Genomic DNA, 25025 nt, shown 5'->3' with positions numbered 1-25025 from the left:
CGGATGCTTTCTGTGGTTGTCAGCTGGTTAGAGATATCTGAGCCGAAGTAGTTGGCAAATTCCCGCTCGCGGGTTTGCTCTAGCTGGGCGATGGCTTCAGCGGAATTGACCGCCAGCGGGCTGTTGCTGCTCACATTCAGACTGGTTAAGATTTGTTGGGCGCTGTTGCTGAATGTGGTATTGTTATTGTCGGGGGTGGAAGTTGGGCGGCTTGATATGTTGGGGTTGATGCTGCTATCTGAAGACACCTGAATGCTCACTGTCCCTGTCTCTGTGCGGAGTTGACCCGTGTTAATTGGTCCGCTGGCGCTAGTCACAGTGCTGTTACCACTTCCATTGATGCCGGTGGGGGGAAGATTGCCTGTCGTAATGCTGCCGCCAGCGATGTTGGTTATTTCGCCGGCAGTTCCACCAGTGGCGTTTGCCGTCTGGATGCCGGTGGTTATATTCCCACCGGCAGTGTTGGTGATATTCCCGGAATTGCCGTTGGTGGCGCTTGCCGTTTGGTTGCCGGCTGTCACATTCCCACCGGCACTGTTGGTGATATTCCCAGAATTCCCTCCGACGGCGCTTGCCGTTTGGTTGCCGGCTGTCACATTCCCACCGGCACTGTTGGTGATATTCCCGGAATTGCCGTTGGTGGCGCTTGCCGTTTGGTTGCCAGCTGTCACATTCCCACCGGCACTATTGGCGATATTCCCGGAATTCCCGTTAGTGGCGCTTGCGGTTTGGTTGCCGGCTGTCACATCAGAGCCGGCACTGTTGTCGATATTCCCAGAATTGCCATTTGCGGAGCTTGCCGTTTGGTCGCCGGCTGTCACATTCCCACCGGCACTGTTGTCGATATTCCCAGAATTGCCATTTGCGGAGCTTGCCGTTTGGTCGCCGGCTGTCACATCAGATCCGGCAGTGTTAGTAATGTTGCCCGAATTGCCATCACCGGTACTTGTGGTTTGGTCGCCGGTGTTGATGTTGGCAGGGGCTATCACTTCTATATTACCAGAATTCCCCATCACCGTGCGCGACTGGATATTAAGAGTCGTGACGCTGTTGCCGGCACGCACTTCCACATTCCCCGCGCCGGTGCTGCCGATGGAGTCCAGGTTGCCTGCCGCAATGTTATTGCCGTTGATAGTGATATTTCCGCTGGGGCCGGTTCCGGATTGGGTTGTGATAGAGTTTGTTTGGACGTTATTGCTCTCACTGGTGACAGTAATGTCCCCACTTTCGGTGCTGCCATAGGAGGTGATGTCACCCGTTAGGGAAATTCTGCCCGGACTCGATAGGGTGATATCGCCGGCAGTGCCACTGTCAGAATAGGTGTCTAGGTTGCCGCCGACATTGATACTATTGGGACTGTCGCTGCGGATGCTAATATTGCCGCCTTGCAATAAGCCGTCTGAGCGGATGCCTGCCGTTTCGACGTGTCCGGCTGCATTGATCGTAACATTCCCGGCAGCCCCCCCGGAAGACATGGTGTAGAGTGAGCCGGTGCTGGTCTCTACCCCACCACGGATACTTTCTATTGTGATGTCTCCGCCGGTGCCGGTGCTGTTTGCCGCAGGGGTGAAATTTGGCTCACGCGCAATCGTGTCCCACTCGGCTTGAAAACCCGCCATTGACTCAATTTGCCCTGTCTTAATATTCCCAGAAGCCATCAGGGTGACAGAACCCCCATTTCCCTGACTTGAATAAGATGATAGCCTGCTATTGGCAGTATCAATCCCACCGGCCCGGCTATTGAGGGCGATATTCCCCCCGGTGCCGGTGCCCTTAGAAAACGACAGGATTAAATCTGTCTTAAGATCCCCAGAAGCTGTCAGGGTGACAGCACCCCCATTCCCCTCCCCTGAAAAAGAGGATACCCTGCCACCTGTAGTATCAATCCCACCGGCACTGCTATTGAGAGTGATAGCCCCCCCACTGCCGGTGCCTGAAAACGACTCGACTAAACCTGTCTTAATATCCCCAGAAGCTGTCAGGGTGACAGCACCCCCATTCGCCTCACTTGAATAAGAGGATAGCTGACCACCGGTAGTGTCAATACCACCGGCACTGCTGTTGAGGGCGATATTCCCCCCACTGCCGGTGCCCCACGAATACGACGAGATGTCGCGTGTCTTAATATCCCCAGCAGCCGTCAGGGTGACTGAACCTGAACCTCCATTTCCCTGACTTGAAGAAGAGGATAGCTTGCCACTGCCAGTATTAATGCCACCGGCACTGCTAGTGAGGGCGATATTCCCCCCACTGCCGGTGCCATTAGAATACGACGAGATGTCGCGTGTCTTAATATCCCCAGAAGCTGTCAGGGTGACAGAACCCCCATTTTCCTGTGCGGCGCTAGAGTTGAGAGTGGCGCTGGCATTAATGGCACCGGCGGCGCTATTAAAGGTAATATTCCCTGCATTACCGGATAAGCTACTAGCCGTGCTCACCGACTCGATAATTGTGATGTCCCCGGCGGCGCGTAGCGAAACGTCACTCCCACCTGATGTTAAAATCCCGACAGGGAGCTCGGTAGCGCCGCCCACTGTTACGCCCAGTTCGGGGGACTCGAAAAACGCCCCGCCACTTCCCGCTAATGCCTCTAAATTGGTGACGCTGATGCGCAGCGGTTCTGCCGGCAACCCAATTCCGCCGCTGTCTAATATAGATGTCCGCAAAAAAGCACTGCCGGCGGTAATTAACGAGTCGGCTGAGCTGCTCCGGATATTCCCCGTTGCGGCATTGACTGTGAGAGCGCCTGTCGTGTTTATATTGCTCAGAGTGATGTCCCCCACTTGTCCGAGCCTGCCCAATTCTATCACGATATTGCCGCTGCCGGCATTGAGGGCAGTCCCCGGTGCCATTGTCACGGAACCTGGGCCAGATTCACGATATTTGGGGTCAGCGCTGTTATTATTGGCTCGCAGTGCGATATCCCCATTGCTTCCTGAGGTGTCGATGTCGGCGTTGATGTTGATGCTGCGACCGGCAATCAGTTCTAAACTGGTGATTGAAGAGGTTTTTATGGGTTGGCTGACTGTAATGTCGCTGTGAGCTCCCAAGGTGACTTTCCCTGCGACAGTATTAATCTTCCCGGCATCGGATGTGGCGCTGGCGGCTGGGTTGGCACCGATTGGCTCGTCATTGCCCCCACCGGCAACCGTGATATTCCTCAACCCGCTGAAGGAACCTGCGGACTGGCTGCCGGCATAAGGATTTATGGTCAAGTTGCCATCGGTGCCATTCTGAGCAGACGGGTCAATTAATCCCCGATAGAGGATATCACTCAACTTGCTGGTGATGGTAATGTCCCCCCCCCGCAATAAGCCCGAGGCATTGATCTCGCCTGTGGTGATTGTACTGCTGGCTGTCAGGGTGACAGAACCCCCATTCCCCTCATTTGAATAAGACTTTAGCGTGCCATCGGCAGTATCAATGCCACCGGCACTGCTAGTGAGGGCGATATTCCCCCCACTGCCGGTGCCCCACGAAGACGACCAGATGTCACCTATCTTAATATCCCCTGAAGCCGTCAGGGTGACAGAACCCCCATTCCCCTGAATTGAATAAGAGTCTAGCCTGCCATTGGCAATACCACCGGCACTGCTAGTGAGGGCGATATTCCCCCCACTGCCGGTGCCCTCCGAATACGACGAGATGTAACCTGTCTTAATATCCCCATAAGCCGTCAGGGTGACAGAACCCCCATTCCCCTGACTTGAAGAAGAGGATAGCCACGCATTGCCAGTATCAATCCCACCTGCACGGCTAGTGAGGGCGATATTCCCCCCACTGCCGGTGCCAGACGACCAGATGTGACCTGTCTTAATATCCCCTGAAGCCGTCAGGGTGACTGAACCCCCATTCCCCTCACCTGAAGAAGAGTCTACCGTGCCATTGGCAGTATCAATACCACCGGCACTGCTGTTGAGGGCGATATTCCCCCCACTGCCGGTGCCCCACGAAGACGACCCGATGTCACCTATCTTAATATCCCCATAAGCCGTCAGGGTGACAGAACCCCCATTCCCCTGATTTGAAGAAGAGTCTAGTTTGGGCCAGACAGGATCGTCGGCACTGCTACCCAAGTCAGTATCAATCCCTCCGGCACTGCTAGTGAGGGCGATATTCCCCCCACTGCCGGTGCCAACCCAAGTATTTATATTCGGGTCGTAAAAACCTGAAAAAGAGCGGATTTCACCTGTCTTAATATCTCCAGAAGCACTCAAGGTCACAGAACCCCCATCCCTTTCCAGAGAATAAGCGGACAGACTGCCGGCGCTGGTATCAATGGCTCCGTTTCGGCTTTCTAGGCTGATATTCCCTCCCGTGCCTGCCCCTCCATTATATGAAAACTGCTCTATGTCCCATTCATCAGTTCCCAGGGAAATAATCTCACCCGATGCCGATAAAATCTCACCTGTTACAATGTTGCGCTCCGCAGTCAGGGTGACATTCCCCCCATTCCCATCATAAGAGCTGGCGTCTAGCGCACCGGCACTCGTATTGATCCCACCGGCACTGCTCACAATCTCGATATCCCCCCCTGTGCCGGTGCCGCCGGCTGCCGTCCGCAGAGAACCTGTTATAATATCTGATGTGGCATTCAAGGCAATCGCCCCGCCATCCCCCGATTCCGAACTCGTGTCAATATTGCCGGCAGCTATCCCCCCTGATGCCGGGACCGTCACCCCAGAACCCGTCAGAGACACTTCCCCTGTTTCACTCACACTCACGACGGAAGCGTGCCCAAAATCAGGTCTGCCGGTGAGCAATTGCGGTAAAGAAAGAGGCTGTAAAACCGGCGTTCCTTCCGCCCCTGTTAGCGCCGCCGGCTCGATGTCCAAACTCAACAAATGCCCTTCTTGAGAAATCCGCACCGCACTGTCACCCGGCACTGCCGCAATGGTAATATTCCCCCCAGGACTTGTGAGGGTGCCGGTGTTTATTACTGTCCCGCCCAACAGCGTCAGATTGTTACCGGATGTTAAAGTTAAATTGCCCTCATTGACAATCGCCCCTGGCTGTGATACCGCGAAATTAAACGCACTGGGCGTCCCAACTAAAATATTGTAATCGTTGCTACCAACCGCGTTAAACCAGCCCGAAACGAACCCAATGCCGGTGGCGGTGGTGGCGGTGAAGGATGCCGGCACGTTCAAACTGGCATTTGGGCCAAATAGGATGCCGGCGGGGTTCATTAAGAATAGATTTGAGCTCCCCCCGCTGACTTGGATTAACCCATTTATATAGGAGGCGTCGCCCCCGACAACCCGCCCCAGGATATTGCGGATATCGGGATTGGAGATAAAGTTGGCAGTCTCTCCAGAACTCAGGCCAAATTTCTGGAAACTGTGGAAAAGATTCGCGCCATCGCTTGACAGGGAGCCGCCTTGTATGTTAAATGTATTTCCTTGGGGAGTGACCGTTGTGCCGGTGCCGTCGGGTGCCGATGTGATGGGTTGGGCGAGTGCCGGTTTAGCAGAGGCTAGTGAGCCGAAAAAAGAAACAATAAGCAGCAACGAACTCAATGAGCCGGCGGCGAAGTTCATAAGGCCGATAATCCGATTTGCACTTTTTATAATGTCTCTCACTCTACATAAAATTTCCACATTTTGCAACCTCGCCCCGATTTTCCTGAAAGTCTTGCGGTTCGGAGTGTGTCGCCCGCCCCACGACCTTGGGGGCCGGCCCACCTCTCGCGCCCCACACCCTACTTACTGTTGGCAATCTGCAATTTGCGCTCCGGACTTTAGTGTAACTCGTAGGGTGCGTTCCCTAAGAGGGAACGCACCCTACCCCGGGCTCCAGAAGCTGGCATACTATTGGTTGGGCCCCACCGGCAAGCAGAGGCTAGTATTGATTAGGCAACACTGACGCCGCTTATGATGTTATTGCTAAACAGCTAAAATTGTCTTGCGGTTACCCTGCATGCCCAACGATCTAATTTTGCGTTCCGCCACACCGGCAGACGTGCCGGCAATTTTCGGACTGATTCAAGCCTTGGCCAAATATGAAAACCTATCGCACGCCGTCACCGGCACCCCTGACGCCCTCAAAGAACACCTGTTTGGCGAGCGTCCATACGCCGAGGTTATTCTAGCAGAGCGTGCGGGAGAAATCGCTGGATTTGCCCTCTTCTTTTACAATTATTCCACCTTTCTCACAAAACCCGGCATTTATCTGGAAGACTTATTTGTTCTCCCCGAAAGCCGGCGGCAAGGAATTGGCAAAGCCCTCCTGACTTATTTAGCTCAGCTAGCCGTTGCTCGCAACTGCGGGCGATTGGAGTGGAGCGTTTTGGATTGGAACGAGCCGGCAATTTCTTTCTATGAGCGCTGCGGCGCAAAGGTTTTGCCAGACTGGCGAATTTGCCGGCTTGCCGGTGACGACCTGACGCATTTAGCCTCCCAGACGAGCGCATCCCAATACAGCGATTCTCACTGATTTTTGAAAATGATTTCTTTAACCCAAGTTGCAACTTTTGGAAGCAGGTGCAATTAGGGCTAAAGCCCTACTACAAACCGTTCGTAGTTGGGCTTTAGCCCAAAGGTTTGTAGTTGGGCTTTAGCCCAAAGGTTCGTAGTTGGGCTTTAGCCCAAACCGTTTGTAGTTGGGCTTTAGCCCCACAATCTTTATTCTTTCTTAACCCTTGCTCTACAAACTGTGCCGGCATAACTCAACAGTTCCCCAACTAACCAAAAAATCCCCCAATCCCCAAATCCCGGCTCCATCCCCCGTCCCGCCCGCTTCCACAAGGCCAGAGACATAGCCTGCCAGATGCCGCCGGCAGACACAAGTTAAAGTTTAGCAACGGTTTTTACAACAAATCCTGAAGACTTGTTAAATATAGTAAATTCCTCTTGGCACCAGCGCTGATTTTTTGCTAAAACTAAGCATAACTGCTCATGCAGGACATTCCCAGATAAAAAGTTTCAGAGGGTTATTATGACTATTTGGCTCAACGAACAGATCGATCCGTGCGGTATCCTTCAGGCTTGCATAGCCTGCTGCAGTGAATCTCAGGCCCAAGAATGCCACGAGTCATTCGAGAGCAATTTGACCGATGGCCAGAAGGCGAGCGGTTGGATGGCCAGAATCCGCACGGTCAGTTCCTGGGATGAGGTGCCGGCGAGCGCCTTGAAGCTTTGCTGAAAGCAGTGACTAGCAGCTAACCGTTTAGAGTCAGCGGGGAATTGCCAATCTCTAAAGCGCAGTCACGGACAGGCGCGCGGTCAGCTGCTAGAAGCTCAACATCCGGTTGATTAATATTACTATTCAACCGCCAAAACGAACAGAGGAAAACAAAGCGAGAGAAATTAATCAAAAAAGATTAAACGGAAAAGAGAGAATGCATCAGTCTGCCGGAGGGGCTTGCTTGGGCAAGCGCAGCCGGTTGGACTGGATGGGCCCGAGGATCTGATTGAGCGCGCGGAGTTGCTCAGCTGTGCCCATACAGATTAAAGAGTCTGCCGGCATTAATTTCGTGTCGGCAGTCGGGCCACCGATGAGGGTGCCATCGGCGCGGCGAATCGCCAGAACCAGGGCACCCGACTGGGAGCGCAGCTTTGCCTCTCGCAGACTTTGGCCCACAAAAGGGCAGGTTTGGTCAATGCGAAACTCTTCCAGATAGAAAGAGCGATCCGCGCCGGTGATAATGCCGTCCACAAAGTCCATCACTTGGGGCCTGAGCGCCGCAGCTGCCATGCGCTTGCCGCCGGTGATATAAGGCGAGACGACGGCATCGGCACCGCCGCGCTGCAGTTTTTGCACAGCTTCTTCGGTACTGGCGCGGGCGATGGCCCGCACTGAAGGATTGAGAGTTTTCGCAGACAGGACAGTATAGAGATTTTCCGCATCAGAAGGCAGCGCCGCCACCAAGCAGACCGCCCGCTCAATCCCGACTTCCTGGAGGGTGGCGTCCAGGGTGGCATCGCCTTCAAAAGCAATGTAACCCAGCTGCTGAGCCGCCTGGATTTGTTCGGCGTCGGAGTCGATAGTGACAAAGGGGATACCTTCTGCCTTGAATTCCAAGGCAATTTGACGGCCAGTGCGACCGAACCCGCAGAGAATGTAATGGCCAGATAAAGTGTTAATCAAGCGTCGCTGTCGCTGCAATAAAATTCCTTGTTGAAAGTAGCCCTGAATCAGGGCTTCTGTAAATCGGTTGACAACATAACCGATATTGAACAGCCCCATCAAAATAAGGGCGATTGTAAACAACCGGCCCCGGTTGCCGAGGGGGTGAATCTCTCCAAAACCAACGGTTGCTAGCGTACTCACCGTCATGTAAATGGAGTCTAGCAAGGGCCATCCCTCGACCCGCCAGTACCAGAGCGTGCCAAGCAAAAGCAAACTTGAGAAGGCAATCGCACCTGTAATTAACTCGTTGCGAATGCGCCGGTACTGGCGCTCAATGTCAGATTGAGATTTAAAGATATCGGCAGGCTTCACTTAAGTGGCAGATGGCGGTCAAAAAATTGATAATAGACAATAGAAGGATAACTCCTATTCAATTCAGCGCAGGCATAAAAAATTCAGCTATGTATGTACTCATTGGTGGGGCCGGGCTTGTTGGCCTAAATTTAGCGCAAAGGCTGGTCGAGCTGGGACATACAGTTGCCCTGATCGACATCGATCCAGCAGCGTGCCGTTACGCCCGCGAACAAGTAGGGGTAATGGCCTTTGAGGGCAGCGCCGTCAGCACGGAGCTGCTCTTGGAAGCCGGCATTCGCAAAGCAAACTCCCTAGCGGCGGTTTTGCGGGATGACGCCCTGAATTTGGCGATGGTGACGCTCGCCAAGCATTACGGTGTCGCTCACATTCTGGCGCGGATGGGCCACCGGGATTTTGAGCAACCCTATCGGATTGCAGGGGCGCACCACATCATCAGTACAGTAGAGCTAGCCGTTTCTACAATGGTGAATGCCATCGAATATCCTCAAGTCGAATCGATGATGCATTTTGAGCAAGGTCAGATTGAAGTCCTCAAACTCTCCATCCCCAGTCAGGGCCATGTGGTGGGTCGCAGCTTAGCTCAAATTGCCCAAGACTCCAGGTTTCCCCAGGGTTCATTGATTATTGGCTACCAGCCCCATCCCCATACAGATTTGGTGATTCCGAATGGGAGTACGGTGCTCGAGCCCCACTCAACGGTGCTGATCGTCACCAAACCTGGGTCGCTGCACCAAATGATTGATTTTATCCAGGGCGGCGATTAGTCATCCTCCAATCCTAAAAGTTGCTCATTGATAGCCTGCAAGCGTTTTCCCGCCACTTCCTGTGAGAGAATCCGCTTTCGCAGAGCCTCGTTGAGGGCTCCTTTTTCTGCCAGCAGCAAGCGCCGCCGAATGGCATCGAGTTTGGTGCGGTCGCCGGTCATAAATTCATCCGGACGGCGGTTGTAGAAGTCCCTGAGCGCCTTTTCCGATCGAGCCACTCGCACTTGATAGCTGGAGCGCATCTCCTCATAGACGGATTTGGGCAACAGCCCTCCCTTCAACAGGCTGTCCAGTTCATCCTGAGCAGCCTTGGCCGCAATCAGCTGGGCTTGCAACTCCTCAGTTTGCTGGCGGAACTCTGAGAATTGAGAAATTTCCAAACGCTTGACCAGCCAGGGCAAGCTCACCCCTTGGCCAATCAGGGACAGCAGGACCGTACCAAACACCAAAGCAATCAGTTCCCCTCGTCCGGCTAGGGCTGTAGGTAAACTCAGGGCGAGAGCCATTGAGAGAGAGCCTTTGATATTGCCGAGAAACAGGACGTGCTGCCAGCGCAAGGGGACTGGCCGGTCAAACCAGCGCACCACTGCCAGCAGCGGGTAAACCGAGAGGATTCTCCCGACTTGGTACGCTAGAATGGCCAGCAGAACCGCTGGCAGCTTCCGCCACAGGGTCAGCAGGTCTATTTCTAAGCCAATCAGCAGGAAGATAAAGGTATTCACCCCAAACCCAGCATATTCCCAGAAGCTCAGCAGCGTCACCCGACTCGACGCCGAAACACTCCCCGAAAGCCCGATATTTCCCACAATCAGCCCCGCCACCACCACAGCCACCACGCCTGACACCTGGAGGAATTGCCCAATCTGGAAAGCGCCCAGCGATACAGCCACCGTCAGCAAAATGCCGCTGAGGGGATCGTCAGACTGGGTGAACAGGGCGGTAGTCAAGTATCCCAGGGCTAGCCCTACCAGCGTTCCGCCCACGATAACCACAAACAGTTTTTGCAGCCCGTCGAGGAATGTCAGGGAGCCGGTCGCCTGGACTTGCAAAATCAGGCTGAACACAACCAGAGCCACCCCATCATTGAACAGGCTCTCTCCCTCAACGATGGTGGACAGGCGAGACGGCACCGGCACCTCGTCGAACACCGCAATCACGGAGACGGTGTCCGTAATCGCCAGAATTACCCCAACCAGCAGGGCGGGTACCCACGCCAGCCCCAGTCCGAATTTCAACAGCACCGCCGTGACGCCGGAAGCAATCACCACCCCAGGCCCTGCAAGGAGAGCAATAGGCGCGATCGTGCTTCGCAGCCGGCTGATGTCGGTATTGATCGCCGCTTCAAACAGCAGCACCGGCATAAATAGATTCAAAATCAGGGAAGAATCCAAACCGATGCGCCGGGGCAGCAGCTCTGTAATGGCCAGGCCGGCCAGTACCAAACCGGTCACGTAGGGAACGCGAAGCCGGCGGGACAGCAGGGCGACGCCGGTCGCTACGAGCAAGAGGATAATCAGGACGGTGACTAACTCCGCCAACTTTTCTTGATGCTGGAGCGCCTCACCGCTGGGGGTTGCGGTCAGGAGAAACGGTTGCGGTAAAAGCCACTGGGCTGCTTTTCCCGTGAATAGCATGCTGTGCATCGCGATTTAAATTCCCCGTACAAGCAGATTTTCGTCCGCCAGTGCAATTTCGCTCAGTTCCTGGCAACTGATCTATAGCACGCCTGCGAGGCTCTCCCGCCGACCGGCCTGTGGGCGGGAGACCCCGCAAAATCGAATTTACACCTGTTGCCGCGCCCGAATTTGCAGTTATCCATACAGATTTAGATTGTGTTAAGCCGCAGAGAATGGCAGCGGCACTAACATAAGATCGAGTGTAGTTGAACCCAGCTTCAGAATTCAGGAGAACAGGAGCAATCTGTGAGTCCAGAAACCCTGATTGAAAAGACACCTGTAGCCGCCGTTAGTGAAGGGGCTGCGCAGGACCTGCCGGCACCGTTCAGTCCAGACAGCTTTGACAGCTGCGTAATGTCTACTTACGGGCGATTTCCCCTGGCCCTAGAGCGCGGTGCCGGCTGCCGCGTGTGGGACACGGAGGGGCGGGAATATCTCGACTTTGTGGCCGGTATTGCCACTTGCACCTTGGGGCACGCTCACCCAGCAATGGTAGAAGCGGTGACGCGACAAATTCAAACCCTGCACCACGTTTCCAATCTTTACTACATCCCCCTGCAGGGCCAGCTGGCCCAGTGGCTCGTAGAGCATTCCTGCGCGGACCGGGTGTTTTTCTGCAACTCCGGCGCGGAAGCGAATGAAGGGGCGATCAAACTCACCAGAAAATACGCCCACACCGTCTTAAACATCAAAGATCCAGTCATTTTGACCGCGCACGCCAGTTTCCACGGGCGGACTCTGGCGACGATTACCGCCACCGGCCAGCCAAAGTACCAGAAGCACTTTGACCCCCTAGTGCCCGGGTTCCACTATGTGCCGTACAACGATATTGAGGCGCTGGAAGCTGCGATCGCCGAGCTGGATAAAGACGAGCGGCGAGTTGCCGGCATTCTCCTGGAACCCCTGCAGGGGGAAGGCGGCGTCCGTCCGGGAGAACCCGCTTACTTCCACAGAGTCCGGCAAATCTGCGACGAAAAGGGCATTCTGCTGATTTTGGATGAAGTGCAAGCCGGCATGGGGCGCACCGGCAAGCTCTGGGGCTACGAGAATCTGGGCGTAGAGCCAGATGTCTTTACCTCTGCCAAAGGACTCGGTGGGGGGATTCCCATCGGTGCCCTGCTGTGCAAGTCTTTCTGCGATGTCTTCAAACCCGCAGATCACGCCAGCACCTTTGGCGGCAATCCCTTCGCCTGTGCGGTGGCGCTCGCTGTGTGCCAGACGCTGGAGCGGGAGAGCCTGCTGGCCAATGCGCGGGAGCGGGGCGAGCAGTTGCGAGCCGGTCTGTCTGCCATTGCCGGCAAATTTCCCAACCGGATTGCGGAGGTGCGGGGTTGGGGTTTAATCAATGGGATGGAGCTGCGCTCTTCTGAGGGGCCCGATAGCTCCGACAGCCCGCTGACCTCGATTGATGTGGTGAGAGGGGCGATGGCGGAGGGCTTGCTGCTGGTGCCCGCCGGTCCGAAGGTGGTGCGGTTTGTCCCGCCGCTGACGGTGACAGCCGGTGAAGTGGACCGGGCTTTGCAAGCGCTTGAGCGAGCGATCTCGGTCCTGACAGAGTAGGCAGGTGGGGGCAATCCCGGAGGTGACAGCCCTAACAGCCTTAAGTGGGCGAATTTGAGCGATACAGGCTGGGTTGGGAAAAACTGGCGTAAGACGGGGCGGGCTGCGGCACGCCTGAGCGCGGCGGCTCGTAGCGGTAGCTCCCGCCTTGCGGTTCGATGTAGAGTCCAATCGCTCCGTCGAGCCTGGCATTGGCCAGGTTGGCCCCACTCAAGTTCGCCCCACTCAGGTTCGCCCCACTCAGGTTGGCATTCAACAAGTTGGCGGAAGTCAGGTTGGCTCCCGCCAGGTTGGCGTCGCTCAAGTCCGCACTCACCAAGCGGGCGTCATTGAGGTCAGCATTGGAAAGATTCGCCCCCACCAGCTCAGCATGCCCGAGATTGGCTCCCCCCAGGTTGGCTCCGCTGAGGTTGGCACTGTTGAGTCTGGCCCCAATCAGGTTCGCGCCGTCCATGTCAGCACCGCAGAGGTTGGCTTCTTCCAGTTTGCTGTTGACAATATTGGCAAAACCCAGGTCAGCACCGCACAGGTTGGCTCTGTTGAGTTTGGCATCCAGCAGGTTGATGCCCTCGGCGTCAATCCCCCGCAGGTCAGCCGACACCAAGTCCGCTGCGACTAGGTTGGCAAAACACATATCGGCACCGCTCAAGTTAGCGCCACTGAGATTGGCACCATGCAGGTTAGCAAACATCAATTTAGCACCGCTCAGGTCAGCACCGCTCAGGTTGAACTGCGCTAGGTTGGCCTCACTCAGGTCGCCCCCCTGACACTGTTTCGTTTGCAGCAACCGTTTGACGTGGGCGCTATTGCCCGCCATCGCTGTCTTAACCTGTGTGCTATTTCCTGCCATATTTCTCCCTTGCCATGTCAGCATTCGGTATGTTTTTATCCGGAAATGGCGCTTGTTTTTCGTGCTGTAAATTTTTCGCCTCACCTGGCACAACTGGGGCGCTTTCAGGGAGCAAAGAGCAGGAAGTGGGGAGAAACGAGAGCGAGTGTCAGATATGGAGTTTCTCCCTTCATGGCTTTAGCCCAACCCGAGCGTGACGCCGAAAGAGTTACAGGTGGCAGTTCCCCTAAGGGGTGAGGGGTGACACCCATCACCCATGTTAGCGCTCACAGAGCAAAAATTTGTAGGATTGGGTTCTGATTACTGCAACTCCACTTCGGCGTCCGGAATATCTTTACAAAAAGTTACACTTGCAGGGGGGAGATGATTCTGGGCTGGCACAGGAGCGAGGTGGGGGCGCACTCGCTGCCGGTTTGGCCTCAGGTGCCATGAAGGCGAGAGATCCCAATCATTTCGATGGCTGGGAAAGAGATGTCAGGCGTGGGGGAAATTTGTAAATTCCGGAGAATTAATTTGTTATTTAACGGCAGTGTTTGCCGGCTCTCGGGCTGCCAGCGCCGGCTTTTAAAACATGATATTAAGCGGATTTTAGATAAAACTTGACAAGCAGTCCCGCTGGCCGCAAGGTAAAGTAATCAAACGTAACATAGGTGAGCGCACATCACGCTCACCCGCGCTGGATAAGGAAGGGCAGCCGGCAGGAAAACACCGATCCGTAAAAAAGAATACTCAAAAGAAGCCGGGTTGGTTCCGGCGGCAGAGGAGAGAGATTACATCTCGTCCGGTTGATTGAGTGGAATGAGGCAGCTATGGGGGAAGAGTTCAGGGAATGCCTTGGACCGGCGCGCCCAGGAGGGGCGGGCTCACCCGAGATAGTTGCCACAGAGTACCTCGGTTAAAAAACCCGCTCCTGGCGCTAGGGCAAACCAAACCGTGGCCCAGAATATCCTTGGGAGTCAGAGTAAGAAGGTCCGGAATGAGGCAAACTCAGATAGGACATGCCGGTGGGAGCGCCGCCCGAGTTCGCCGGCGGAGCCGCCCGCCGCACCATCGGGTTATCCACATCCAGACCAATGGCACCATCGAGCTTGGCATTTGCCAGGTTAGCCCCACTGAGGTTGGCCCCACTGAGATTGGCCCCGCTCAGGTTAGCATTGAGCAGGTTAGCGCTGCTGAGATTGGCACCGCTGAGGTTAGCGTCGCTCAGATCGGCCTCAACTAAGCGCGCATCGGAGAGATTGGCATTGAGCAGGTTCGCCGCCACCAAATTCGCCTTGCCCAGATTGGCCCCCCCCAAGTTCGCCCCACTGAGGGTCGCCCTCGCCAGCTGGGTGCCAATCAGGTTGGCACCCCCCATGTCCGCACCGCTGAGGTTGGTGTCACTGAGATTAGTATTGACGAGATTGGCCACCCGCAAGTCAGCGCCGCTGAGATTGGCATTGTTGAGATGCGACTCAAACAGATTGATTCCCTTAGCGTCGAGCCCGCTCAAGTCAGCGCCGGCCAGGTCGGCTCCCACCAAATTGGCGAAACTTAAATCAGCACCGCTCAAGTTAGCCTTGCTGAGCTTGGCACCATTGAGGTTGGCAAACAGCATCTTGGCCCCGCTCAAGTCGGCACCAGTGAGATTGAACCGGCTCAGGTTGGCATCCCTGAGATCGCCCCCCTGACATTGTTTCGTTTCTAGCAACCGTTTGATGTGCGCAGGATTTCCAGCCATGTTCCTTAGCCTTTGACAGCCCCCTGAGTGACCATTACGGCTTTCCCCAGGCTCGACAGTTTGAAACGCCGCCTAATGGGCGACAAACGATTTAGATGTCGCCCCGCACGCGCTGCGTGTGCCGGTGGTGCGGCACGACCGCCCCGCCTCTTGCTTTAATCGCTCAGCCACTGCAGCAATCAACCCAGTATGCCCGAAAGCTATAACTTTAGAAACATTATCACAAAAAATAGCAGATCCCCGCTCTCCTGCGCTGCGGCTGGAGCTGCAGTAGCGTGCCTTAATAGCAAACCCCACAGCAGCAGCAAGGTGCCTTAATAACGCACCCCACAGCCCGAGCCGCGCCAATTCCTCTTATTTTTCCCTTGGCTAAAATTACTTTAATTCCCCTCAAGTAGAAAGGCCAGAGCCAGAGCCCGGGCTGCAGTGCCGGGGGCTAGCATTGGCCCACCGCTAGCCGGCACCGGGCGCGCCGCCCGAAATAGCGGCTCGTGGCCCGGCCTGACAAGTGGCGCGGATTGCCCGCACCGTCAGGCACCCTCTCACCCCACAGCGCAGTCCCATGACCCCCTCTAATTTACAGTTGGCTCCTCCAGACACCCACCACTGCTTTTGCCTCAACCCGAATTGCAACAGCCCAGAAAATCCCGCCGACGCCCTCGCTTGCCAAAAGTGCGGCTCCCTGCTGCGGCTCGTTGGGCGCTACCGCGCCATCAAACTCATTGGTGCCAGTCCCCGCACCCGCACTTTTCTCGCTGTGGACAACTCCTCCCCAGGGAGCCCGCCTGGGGTGATGAAGCAGTTTTCTCTCCAAAATACCCCCCTGAGCTCAACCCGGGCGGTGCCCGAAACCCCTGCGGAGATGGCTAGTGCCCTGACGGCCAACTCCGAGTTCTTTCGCCAGCAAGCGACTTGCCTGGAAAAACTGGGCCCCCACCCCCAGCTGCCGGCGCTTCTGGCGCACTTCCAGCGAAACGAGCAACAGTATTTCGTGCGGGAATTTGTCAGCGGGCGGAACTTGGCTGATGAATTAGCACAGGAGGGCGCTTTCGATGAAATCAAAATCCGGCAGCTGCTTGCCGACTTGCTGCCGGTGCTGCACTTGGCCCACAGCCACCAACTGATTCACCGGCACATCAAACCGGAAAACATCATTCGCCGCAGTTCTGACGAAAAGCTGGCTCTCGTCGATTTTGCTGCCGGCGCAGCCTCACCGTACACCGCTCCAGAACAGCTCACCGGCAGGGCCACTTTTGCCAGCGATATCTACAGTTTGGGCGTCACCTGCATCCACCTGATCACCCAGATTCCGCCCTCTGACCTGTCCGACACCCGCACCGGCACCTGGGTTTGGCGGCATTATTTGAGAGGGCCGGTCAGTGAGAAGCTGGGCAAGATTCTCGACAGGATGCTGCGCCCCAACACCAAGCAGCGCTACCCGTCCGCCCCCGCACTCCTGCGCGACCTTACCGCCAGCCACACACCGCTGGCCCAGAACATATGGCTGCCCGGCGGCGCTCTCCTGCTGCTGGGACTGGCTGCCGCAGCAGGGGCGCTGCGGCTCCCTCCCACCGGCACTCCCTACAGCACTAACTTGCTGCAGCTTTTTGGGCAGCGCCGCTCCTACGGAAGCAGCAACGGAACGCCAAATGCTCAACAATTGCCGCCCGCCGGCTTGTTCGCCCTCTTTGATGGCGAGATCAAAGTCTTCCCCCTGCAACGCGCCCAAGTTCAGGCGCAAATCTCCGGCAATCTGTCCCGGGTTACGGTGCGGCAAACCTTTGCCAATCCCTATGAAAAACCCTTAGCGGCGATTTATAAATTTCCACTTTTGGGTGAGGCGGCGGTGGATGAGATGGAAATCCGCACCGGCAGCCGCACGGTCCGGGGCTCCATTAAAAGACGCGACGCCAAACAAGCCAACCCAGCCGGATCGCAAACTAAACAAGCGGAAAAAATGGCCGCTATGTTAGAACAAAAGGATGACAGTGTATTTACACAGCTTGTCTCCGACATCAAGCCAGGAGAGAAAATTGAGGTCACGATTCGCTACACCGGCACCCTCAAGTTTCAGGGAGGCGACTTTGAATTTGTGCTGCCATTCGCGGTGGGCGCGGGCTACATTCCCGGCAGTTCCCTGCCCTCAACTGAGGGCGCAGCGGCGCGCAGCGCTGGCGTTTCCGCCGCTGTCGGGGCAAAACAGACCGGCAGCCAGCAAGGTATTGACGTGACGGTGGCTCTCAATGCCGGTGTGCCGGCGGTTGAGGTGAGCTCGCCAACCCACGAGCTAGATGTTCAGCGCACCGGCTCAACAGTGCGGGTGAAACTCGCTAACTCAAACGAGATTCTCAACCGGGACTTGATTTTGCGGTATCGGGCTGCCGGTGACTCCACTCAAGTCACCGCCCTCACTCAGTCTGGCGAACGGGGCGGTCACTTCGCGGCCTATTTAATCCCAGCCTCGGCGTACAAACCCGAAGAGATTATACCAAAAGATGTGGTGTTCCTGATCGATACCTCCGGCTCTCAAGCCGGCCAGCCAATCCGGCAGTCTCAAGAACTGATGCGCCTGTTTATTAGCGGGCTCAATTCCAAGGACACGTTTAATATTATTGATTTTGCCATTCCCGCAACCAGGCTGTCAGAAGAGCCGGTGCCGAATACGCTGAGCAACCGCTTGCGAGCAATAGCGTATATCAATCGACTGAACGCCACCGGCGGCACCAAGTTAACCAATGGCATCGAAAAGGTGCTAAATTTGCCCCCGGCACCTCCCGGACGTCTGCGCTGTATTGTGCTGCTCTCCCAAGGGGATATCGGCGATTCTCAAACAATTATTGCCGAAGTGCAGAAAAAACTCAAATCTGGCAACCGCCTCTACAGTTTCGGTGTGGGGCGTGAGGTAAACCGCTTTTTAATGACTCGTCTGGCAGAGGTGGGGGGAGGAACTGCCACATTTCTTTCTCCGGATGAGCCGGCTCAACCCGTGGCTGAAAAATTTTTCCGTCAAATCAACAATCCGGCACTCACCAATATTGAAGTCAGCTGGATAGGTTCTGGAGAGGCACCAGAAATTTATCCCCTCAAGGCACCCGATTTGTTTGCCAATCAGCCGCTGGTGCTTTTTGGGCGCAAAGGCGACCGGCAGAGCGGTCAGTTGCGCATCCAAGGCATGCTTGCCGGTGGGAAGCGCTATGATAAGATTCTGAATGTCAATTTTGATGGGGAGAAAGGCAATTATGCGGTAGCCCAGATGTGGGGGCGCGCCCGTTTTGAGTATTTGATGAATCAGGTTTATGTCGGCGCACCTGCTGAGAGAATATGGGACGCGATTGATACGGCGCTCGCCTACCGGCTGCTATCTAGATATACCGCATTTGTGGCAGTTACTCAAGATCTGCGAGTCGATGCCAACAATCCCCAGGAGAAGGTGGGAGTGCCGGTGGAAACACCGGAGAGAGTCAGCGACTAGGCCGGTGCTGGCACCACAGATGCCATTTGCCCCTACTGTCATCCCGGTTGCAGCCGCAAATTTGGGTGGCGGACAGCAGTAGCGTTCCCTCCTTGAGGAACGCACCCAAAAAGCCTATTGACCTCCCGCCGCAAGTCCCTTACATCATCTCCGGTCAATTGCCCCTCTTAATTCTTCTATCCCTCATCATCTTTCATCTTGCTTCTTGGTTTCCTTGGCGTCTTGGCGGTTCATTATTAAAACTAAATCAATCAGACGGATAGCAATATTCACTTAGGTTCGGACACGCACCTCGGAATGATCGGCTATCCTACGAAGTCCCGACGTAGGGCAGGCGTCTCGCCTGCCCTAACCAATAGGACTGCTGCTATATCACCTGTCTACACAACCGGCACCCAAGGAACCCCTAATCCACTCCCTCAATCGGGGCAAAACCTTGCCGCTGGATATTCTCCGTCACCGCGCGCGGTTCCAGGAATTGCAGCAGGTAATCTGGGCCACCGGCCTTCGAGCCAACCCCAGAAAGCTTGAACCCCCCGAAAGGCTGCCGCGACACAATCGCGCCGGTAATCCCCCGGTTGATATACAAATTCCCCACTTCAAACTCCGCTTGCGCCCGCTCAATATGAGACGGAGTCCGGGAATACAGTCCGCCGGTGAGGGCGTAGTTCGTGCCATTCGCCAGTTCCAGCGCTTCATCGAAAGTCTTCGCCCGCATCACAGACAGCACCGGCCCGAAAATTTCCTCCTGGGCAATCTTCGCCGCCGCCGGCACATTAGCAAAAATCACCGGCCCAATAAAGTATCCCGTATCCGGTGCCGGCATCTCCAGCGCCAACTCCGCTTCCGCCTTCCCCTGCTCAACATATTCCCGGATGCGATCTCGCGCCGCCGCGTCAATCACCGGCCCGACGCGGGTGCCCGGCGCTTCCGCCGGCCCCACATTGAGCGAGCGCGTCGCTTCCACCAGCCGGCTGACAAAAGCATCATACACCGGCTCTAGCACAATCGCCCGCGAGCACGCCGAACATTTTTGCCCGCTGTAGCCAAATGCCGAATACACCACACCGGCAACCGCTTGGTCGAGGTCAGCCGACTCGTCTACAATAATGGCATTCTTGCCGCCCATCTCCGCAATCACCCGTTTCAGGTGCTTCTGTCCGGGTTGCAAAATAGCTGCGTCCGCGTAAATGCGGCAGCCCACTTCCTGAGAGCCGGTGAAGGCAATCATGTGGACATCCGGATGCTTCACCATATAAGCGCCCACAGTTGAGCCTTTGCACGGCACATACTGGAACACCCCCCGGGGGATGCCGGCTTCCAGCAGGATTTCTGCCAGTTTCGCCGCAATCACCGAGGAAACTTCTGCCGGTTTGAGCAGAGTGCAGTTGCCGGCAACCAGAGACGCCACCGTCATGCCGGTGGGAATCGCCAGCGGGAAATTCCAAGGCGAAATCACCAGAGAAATCCCTCGCGCCTGGTAATTGTAGCGATTCGTCTCACCGGCAGTATCGTAATTATACCCCTGTTCCAGGCGTTCCATCTCGTCGGCGTAATACCGGCAGAAATCAATCGCCTCGGACACTTCCGCATCGCCTTCCCGCACCGGCTTGCCGGTTTCCAGCACCATCCACGCCGTCAGTTCGTGGCGGCGCTTCTCCATCAATTCCGCTGCCTTGCGCAGCACCCCCGCACGCTGCCGCACCGGCGTTTTGCGCCAAGTTTTGAACGCCTCTTTTGCCGCTTGTATCGCTTGTTTTGCCTGTTCTTCAGACATCAGCCCGATTTTGCCTACCGTCTCGCTGGGGTTGGAGGGGTTGACAGAATCGACAGTTTGTGCTACATTCTTGTACTCGCCGTTAATCAGGGGCAAATAAGTTTTGCCGAGTTGCTGGCGGACAGATTGAATCGCTTGCTGTCCTAACTCCCGGAGTCGATCGCTGGCATAGTCAGTATCAGCAGCGTTGGGGAACGCTTGCTTGGCGTGATAAACTGCGTCAGAGCCGGTGGCGTCTGGCGGCGCTAGCAGTTCTTCTATCGGGCGGTCCTCCATATTTTGCCGCAAGAAAGAACTGTTTGCCGTATTTTCCAGCAAGCGGCGAATCAGGTAAGCCATTCCGGGGAGCAAATCTCCATAAGGGGAGTAGACGCGCACCCGATACCCCATATCGACTAATGCTTTTGCTAGTTTGTCGCCCATGCCGTAGAGGACTTGCATCTCGAAGCGCCGGCGGGGGATTTTCAGGGTTTCGGCAATCGCGATCGCCCGCGCTTGCGAGCGCACGTTGTGACTGGCAATTGCGGCGTAGAGAACCTCGTGATTTTCCAGCAAAATCTGGGTTAATTTTTCATAGTTAGCATCCGTTGCTTGTTTTTCGTTGAAGACAGGTTGGGGCCAGTCTTTTTGGGCGGATTTGATGGTTTCCTGATCCCAGTAGGCACCTTTCACCAAGCGCACGGTGACGGGATTGCCGCGCTGTTTTGCCCATTCAACCAAGTCTCGTAAATCGCGTTCGGTGTCGCGCAGGTACGCTTGCAGCGTGATGCCAATATCAGTGCGGGTGCGGAATTCTTCTTCGAGAAGCAGCTGTTTGAGAATAGCCAGGGTGAGGTCTTTGTAAGCGTATTGCTCCATGTCGAAATGAACTGCAGCCCCGACTTCTTGGGCGTGGCGCAGGAGGGTGCGGATGCGCGGGAGAACTCGCTCTTGGCTGCCTTTGGCGTCAAGGGGGTCAAACTGGGAGTAAAAGGCGGTGAGTTTGACAGAGACTTGAACTCGCGGCAGGGTTTCACCATCTGCGGAGTCGATGGCCGGCACCGGCGACCATTTTTTCGCGGCATCCGCCAGTTGAGCCATCAATTCCAGATAGCGGTCGAGGTAGGATTGCGCCTCAGCTTCTGCAATCACGGCTTCGCCCAGCAGGTCAATGGTGAAGCCCATTTTTTCCTTGCGCAGGCGCTCAACGGTTTTGATGATTTCTTTGATGTTTTCGCCGGCAATGTACTTGTGGGCCAAGGTTTCTACTGCGGTAGAGACTGTTGTGGCGGCAACTTGTCCGGGTACGGAGTCTGGGGAAGCGAAATTGAGCATTCCTTTGAGGGCAGCCGGCAGCTCAACGGCTTCTGCGGTGAGGTATTCTTGCATGTGGTTAGCGATTTGCGGCTTGCTGCGCAGGGCCGGCAAACAGTCAATGAAGCGGAACAGCTGCACTCGCAGGCCCGGGTTGCTCATCGCCCAGGCCAGCAGTTTGTCGTCCCAGCGCATTTGGTCTTGCAGCTGGGCAAAGAAGGATCGCTTTTCTTTTGTGGCTGCCAAAAGTTGTTTGGCAATCTCTTGCGTTTTAGCCTCGTAAGTGGTATTGGATATTTGTACGACCACAGCGGTAAACTCCTAAGTTCGTAGTTGGGCTTTAGCCCACAAGGTTCGTAGTTGGGCTTCAGCCCAAAAGGTTCGTAGTTGGGCTTTAGCCCAAAAGGTTCGTAGGGGCGGGTTTATCCAATTGTCGGCTGCTCAGTTCAGAGGCTGGTAAACCCGCCCCTACTTTAGCGCAAAAGGTTCGTAGTTGGGCTTCAGCCCAAAAGGTTCGTAGTTGGGCTTCAGCCCAAAAAGTTCGTAGTTGGGCTTCAGCCCAAAAAGTTTGTAGTTGGGCTTCAGCCCACAAGGTTCGTAGTTGGGCTTCAGCCCAAAAAGTTCGTAGTTGGGCTTTAGCCCAAAAAGTTCGTAGTTGGGCTTCAGCCCAAAAAGTTCGTAGCATTCAGTAGGGTGAGTTCTGGCGGAGCCGGAACCCACCCTACAGTTCCCAGATATGGCAGAGAATCAGCTACAAGACTTAAGATAATTCACAGAAACATAACCATTTACGGGGGCGGAAATCGGCACCCAGCCTTTTGAGCCGCGATTGACAATAGTGACTCGCTGCATATTGGCGACCGATCCGACAATCGGGCTGGAAGCAGAGGCGGATTGCCGGATATTCAGCCCGTCAGTAGCTACCACTTGCCGGCATGTATCGCCAGTCATCGGTGTTGCAGATGGGGCTGGAGTTGCGGCTGCAGATGGGGCTGGAGATGGCTTTGGAGCTGGGGCTGCAGATGGCTTTGGAGTAGGGGCTGGAGCTGCGGCTGGAGATGGGGCTGGAGATGGCTTTGGAGTAGGGGCTGGTGTTGCGGCTGCAGCTGGGGCTGGAGTTGCCGCTGCAGCTGGGGCTGGAGCTGCGGCTGCAGCTGGGGCTGGAGTTGCCGCTGCAGCTGGGGCTGGAGCTGCGGCTGCAGCTGGGGCTGGAGCTGCGGCTGCAGCTGGGGCTGGAGTTGCGGCTCGGTCGCAGGGGGTGATATACCTGTCAAATATCACTCCTTTCTGGGGGGCGGAAATTGTTACCCAACCCGGGCTGTAAGTTGTTTCGACAGTGACAGTTGTTCCATTGGCTAATGAGCCGGTAATCGTGCCATTGGGCGTGGACCGGACATTGATGCCGCCGGGAGTGGTGACTCGGCGACACTTTGCTCCTGCCGGTGCCGGTTGTGAGCTACCTGCCGGTTGGCTGTTCTGAGCAATCTCTGTATTCGCGGCATTTGAAAAAGCGGGAGAAGCCGCCGCAAACAGTGAAAGTGAGGCAGTCAGCGCTAGGGATTTTTGCCAAGTGTTCATTTTTTTCATTGAGGTAAGTCCTAAACCTAACTAGGAGGGGTAGACTGGTATTTAAAGGTGCGGAACTTGACGCTCTAGCTAACCCTAAAAACCCTAAACCACCCTGGCTACTGCCTGCGGGGGGAATCTTTGCCGGCGCGGCTCCACCTGGGGGCATGATGGCAGACGCCGGCATTGGACTCCCCTCTGGCTTGGAATTGTTATCATTTCCGGTAGATTGGAGTTTGTTAGAGATCCAGAACCGCAAAAGTCACATCCCCTTATAGCATATCGGGTTTCCTCTGTCAAGGCACTATATGAAATTTAAAATAGCGCGCCAGTTTTGATAGAGACTGCTTATTGGAAAGGGCCTTTTTTCGCCTGGTTGCCTGCCGGTGTCGGGGTGTTGCGCTTCTTAGGGTTTTGCGGTAAGGGGTGCTGCGGCGTTTGTGCTGGGGGAAGGTTGGAGTTAGAGTGAGCGCCGGTGCCGGTGCAAAAAAGAGGAAGGATATTTTTTGAAAATCCTCTTGACTGTAGCCTGCTATAGGGGGACAGATTGTGTTATTATAGTCAAAGCAGCCCTTGTGCGAGCCAGCTAATTTCCGGGAAAACGAAATCCATGAAGATCAGGCAACAATTTACGGCAATTATTGAGCGGGAGGGGGATGGATATGTATCGCTCTGCCCCGAACTCGATATTGCTAGCCAGGGAAATAGTGTTGAGGAAGCGCGGCAGAATCTTATCGAGGCGCTGGAACTATTTTTTGAGACGGCTGATCCTTCCGAAATCCAGAACCGGTTGCGTGGGGAAGTTTTTGTGACTCGTGTAGAGGTGAGCGTTGGGTAGATTGCGATGTCCTGCCGGTGGGGCTTTGGACAGGCGAGACGCCTGTCCTACGTCTTTTTTGGACAGGGGAGATGCCTGTCTTATGGGTTGGGAATGGAATTATCTGCTTGGCCAGATTGCCAAAAGAAGGCATAAGCTTCAGGAGTAGCAGATAATCCAGCTTTCACCGGATTTTCTCTAATGTATTGCCAGGTGTATTCAAATTCTTGAGAATTTCTGATAATATGATCCCAGGACTCCTCTTTCCATACCTTCCCAATATGTGAGGGGCGAGATGGCCGGCCTATTTTGGCAATTTGTTTAGAAGTGTAGCTCTTCAAGCTGTGCGTGATACTGCTAAGCGACCAGCACTCCTTCTGAGATTTTGCCCAAGGCTGTATGAGTAGATGTACATGGTCTGGCATAACAGCCATGACAAAAATTTCATATCTCTTGAGATGGAAAAACAGGCAAGCGTTGAATACAATTTTTCTAGCTGCTTCAGAAAGTGGTAATCGATCGCGAGTTGCAAAAATCACATGATAAACCGAGCCGTACAGCTCCCAGTGAGGCAGATTCCTGCTGGTGGTTTGCAACGTAGGGTTGTGTAAAATTAGCTGATTTTTCGTCATGGTTAGGTCTTAAAAAATTGATAAAAAAGGCGAGAATTCGTAGGACCGGCATCTCTCCTGTCCTAACCCCATTCTATACAAACGCAGGACCGGCGTCTCCCCTGTCCATTACAGGGGGGCACAGGCGGGACGCCTGTGCTACGTCTGGATCAGCGTCTCCCCTATAAAGGCGTAGGACAGGCGTCTCGCCTGTCCATCCCACCGGCATCTCCCCCAAAAAGGCGTAGGACCGGCGTCTCCCCTGTCCATTACAGGGGGGCACAGGCGGGACGCCTGTGCTACGTCTGGATCAGCGTCTCCCCTATAAAGGCGTAGGACAGGCATCTTGCCTGTCCATTACAGGGGGGCACAGGCGGGACGCCTGTGCTACGCCAGAACCGGCATCTCCCTCAAAAAGGCGTAGGACAGGCGTCTCGCCTGTCCAGAACCGGCATCTCCCCCAAAAAGGCGTAG

The 25025-nt window shown here is 55.4% G+C and carries 19 protein-coding genes; 9 read left to right on the top strand and 10 right to left on the bottom strand.

Annotated elements, in window-relative coordinates; genetic code table 11:
- Positions 1-5540: two-partner secretion domain-containing protein (locus OSC10802_RS38135; RefSeq protein WP_044169918.1), on the bottom strand; the 5540-nt coding region annotated here is incomplete at its 3' end.
- Positions 5541-5919: 379 nt separating this feature from the next.
- Between OSC10802_RS38135 and OSC10802_RS0100695 the strand changes: the two genes are divergently transcribed.
- Complete coding sequence (locus OSC10802_RS0100695; RefSeq protein ID WP_017714859.1) at positions 5920-6435, top strand: GNAT family N-acetyltransferase; 516 nt, start codon at positions 5920-5922, stop codon at positions 6433-6435.
- Between the two features lie 501 nt (positions 6436-6936).
- Positions 6937-7143, top strand: a complete 207-nt coding sequence (locus tag OSC10802_RS0100690) for a hypothetical protein (RefSeq protein ID WP_017714857.1) — start codon at positions 6937-6939, stop codon at positions 7141-7143.
- A 201-nt stretch (positions 7144-7344) separates the two neighbouring features.
- Here the strand turns inward: OSC10802_RS0100690 and OSC10802_RS0100685 are convergent, their stop codons facing one another.
- The gene (locus OSC10802_RS0100685; protein WP_017714856.1) at positions 7345-8442 is read right to left on the bottom strand and encodes a potassium channel family protein; all 1098 of its coding nucleotides are present in this window, start codon (positions 8440-8442) and stop codon (positions 7345-7347) included.
- A gap of 89 nt (positions 8443-8531) precedes the next feature.
- On the opposite strand from OSC10802_RS0100685, the gene OSC10802_RS0100680 reads away from it, so the two are divergent.
- Positions 8532-9209, top strand: a complete 678-nt coding sequence (locus OSC10802_RS0100680) for a potassium channel family protein (RefSeq protein WP_017714855.1) — start codon at positions 8532-8534, stop codon at positions 9207-9209.
- On the opposite strand, the gene OSC10802_RS0100675 is transcribed toward OSC10802_RS0100680, so the two are convergent.
- Positions 9206-10852 carry a cation:proton antiporter gene (locus tag OSC10802_RS0100675; protein ID WP_017714854.1) on the bottom strand — a complete coding sequence of 549 codons (1647 nt, stop codon included), beginning with the start codon at positions 10850-10852 and terminating at the stop codon, positions 9206-9208. The genes OSC10802_RS0100680 and OSC10802_RS0100675 overlap by 4 nt on opposite strands.
- A gap of 279 nt (positions 10853-11131) precedes the next feature.
- Here OSC10802_RS0100675 and OSC10802_RS0100670 point away from each other — a divergent pair, with 279 nt between their 5' ends.
- Positions 11132-12445, top strand: coding sequence for an aspartate aminotransferase family protein (locus OSC10802_RS0100670; RefSeq protein ID WP_017714853.1), 1314 nt, complete (start codon positions 11132-11134; stop codon positions 12443-12445).
- A 40-nt stretch (positions 12446-12485) separates the two neighbouring features.
- On the opposite strand, the gene OSC10802_RS0100665 is transcribed toward OSC10802_RS0100670, so the two are convergent.
- Positions 12486-13262 carry a pentapeptide repeat-containing protein gene (locus tag OSC10802_RS0100665; RefSeq protein ID WP_017714852.1) on the bottom strand — a complete coding sequence of 259 codons (777 nt, stop codon included), beginning with the start codon at positions 13260-13262 and terminating at the stop codon, positions 12486-12488.
- Positions 13263-13645: 383 nt separating this feature from the next.
- Between OSC10802_RS0100665 and OSC10802_RS52460 the strand changes: the two genes are divergently transcribed.
- On the top strand, positions 13646-13792 hold the full coding sequence (locus OSC10802_RS52460; RefSeq protein ID WP_198525031.1) for a hypothetical protein: 147 nt from the start codon (positions 13646-13648) through the stop codon (positions 13790-13792).
- A 419-nt stretch (positions 13793-14211) separates the two neighbouring features.
- On the opposite strand, the gene OSC10802_RS0100660 is transcribed toward OSC10802_RS52460, so the two are convergent.
- Complete coding sequence (locus OSC10802_RS0100660) at positions 14212-15015, bottom strand: pentapeptide repeat-containing protein (protein WP_017714850.1); 804 nt, start codon at positions 15013-15015, stop codon at positions 14212-14214.
- Positions 15016-15577: 562 nt separating this feature from the next.
- Between OSC10802_RS0100660 and OSC10802_RS0100655 the strand changes: the two genes are divergently transcribed.
- A complete protein-coding gene (locus OSC10802_RS0100655) occupies positions 15578-18487 on the top strand; it encodes a VIT domain-containing protein (RefSeq protein WP_044170254.1) in 2910 nt (969 codons plus the stop codon).
- 406 nt (positions 18488-18893) lie between these two features.
- Here OSC10802_RS0100655 and pruA read toward each other — a convergent pair whose 3' ends face one another.
- From pruA to OSC10802_RS53890, 3 genes are all read right to left on the bottom strand, one after another.
- A complete protein-coding gene (gene pruA, locus OSC10802_RS0100650; protein ID WP_017714847.1) occupies positions 18894-21866 on the bottom strand; it encodes an L-glutamate gamma-semialdehyde dehydrogenase in 2973 nt (990 codons plus the stop codon).
- A 159-nt stretch (positions 21867-22025) separates the two neighbouring features.
- Positions 22026-22277 (bottom strand): hypothetical protein, encoded by a 252-nt coding sequence (locus tag OSC10802_RS0100645; protein ID WP_017714846.1) that lies wholly within the window; start codon positions 22275-22277, stop codon positions 22026-22028.
- A gap of 27 nt (positions 22278-22304) precedes the next feature.
- Complete coding sequence (locus OSC10802_RS53890) at positions 22305-22508, bottom strand: SH3 domain-containing protein (RefSeq protein ID WP_052334283.1); 204 nt, start codon at positions 22506-22508, stop codon at positions 22305-22307.
- 140 nt (positions 22509-22648) lie between these two features.
- On the opposite strand from OSC10802_RS53890, the gene OSC10802_RS53885 reads away from it, so the two are divergent.
- The 3 genes from OSC10802_RS53885 to OSC10802_RS0100630 all read left to right on the top strand — a co-directional run bounded on the left by OSC10802_RS53885 (position 22649) and on the right by OSC10802_RS0100630 (position 23961).
- On the top strand, positions 22649-22819 hold the full coding sequence (locus OSC10802_RS53885) for a hypothetical protein (RefSeq protein WP_017714844.1): 171 nt from the start codon (positions 22649-22651) through the stop codon (positions 22817-22819).
- 74 nt (positions 22820-22893) lie between these two features.
- Entirely contained in the window at positions 22894-23037 is a 144-nt protein-coding gene (locus OSC10802_RS53880; protein ID WP_232731586.1) for a hypothetical protein, read from the top strand.
- Between the two features lie 696 nt (positions 23038-23733).
- Positions 23734-23961: a type II toxin-antitoxin system HicB family antitoxin gene (locus OSC10802_RS0100630; RefSeq protein WP_017714843.1), complete on the top strand. Its 228-nt coding sequence runs from the start codon at positions 23734-23736 to the stop codon at positions 23959-23961.
- 80 nt (positions 23962-24041) lie between these two features.
- On the opposite strand, the gene OSC10802_RS0100625 is transcribed toward OSC10802_RS0100630, so the two are convergent.
- A complete protein-coding gene (locus OSC10802_RS0100625) occupies positions 24042-24572 on the bottom strand; it encodes an REP-associated tyrosine transposase (RefSeq protein WP_017714842.1) in 531 nt (176 codons plus the stop codon).
- A 138-nt stretch (positions 24573-24710) separates the two neighbouring features.
- Complete coding sequence (locus OSC10802_RS48510) at positions 24711-24896, bottom strand: hypothetical protein (RefSeq protein WP_155967261.1); 186 nt, start codon at positions 24894-24896, stop codon at positions 24711-24713.
- Positions 24897-25025: the final 129 nt, after the last annotated feature.

Source organism: Kamptonema formosum PCC 10802 (genome assembly GCF_000332335.1).
Taxonomy (GTDB): Bacteria; Cyanobacteriota; Cyanobacteriia; order Cyanobacteriales; family Oscillatoriaceae; genus Oscillatoria.
This window is presented reverse-complemented; position numbering and strand designations above follow the sequence as displayed.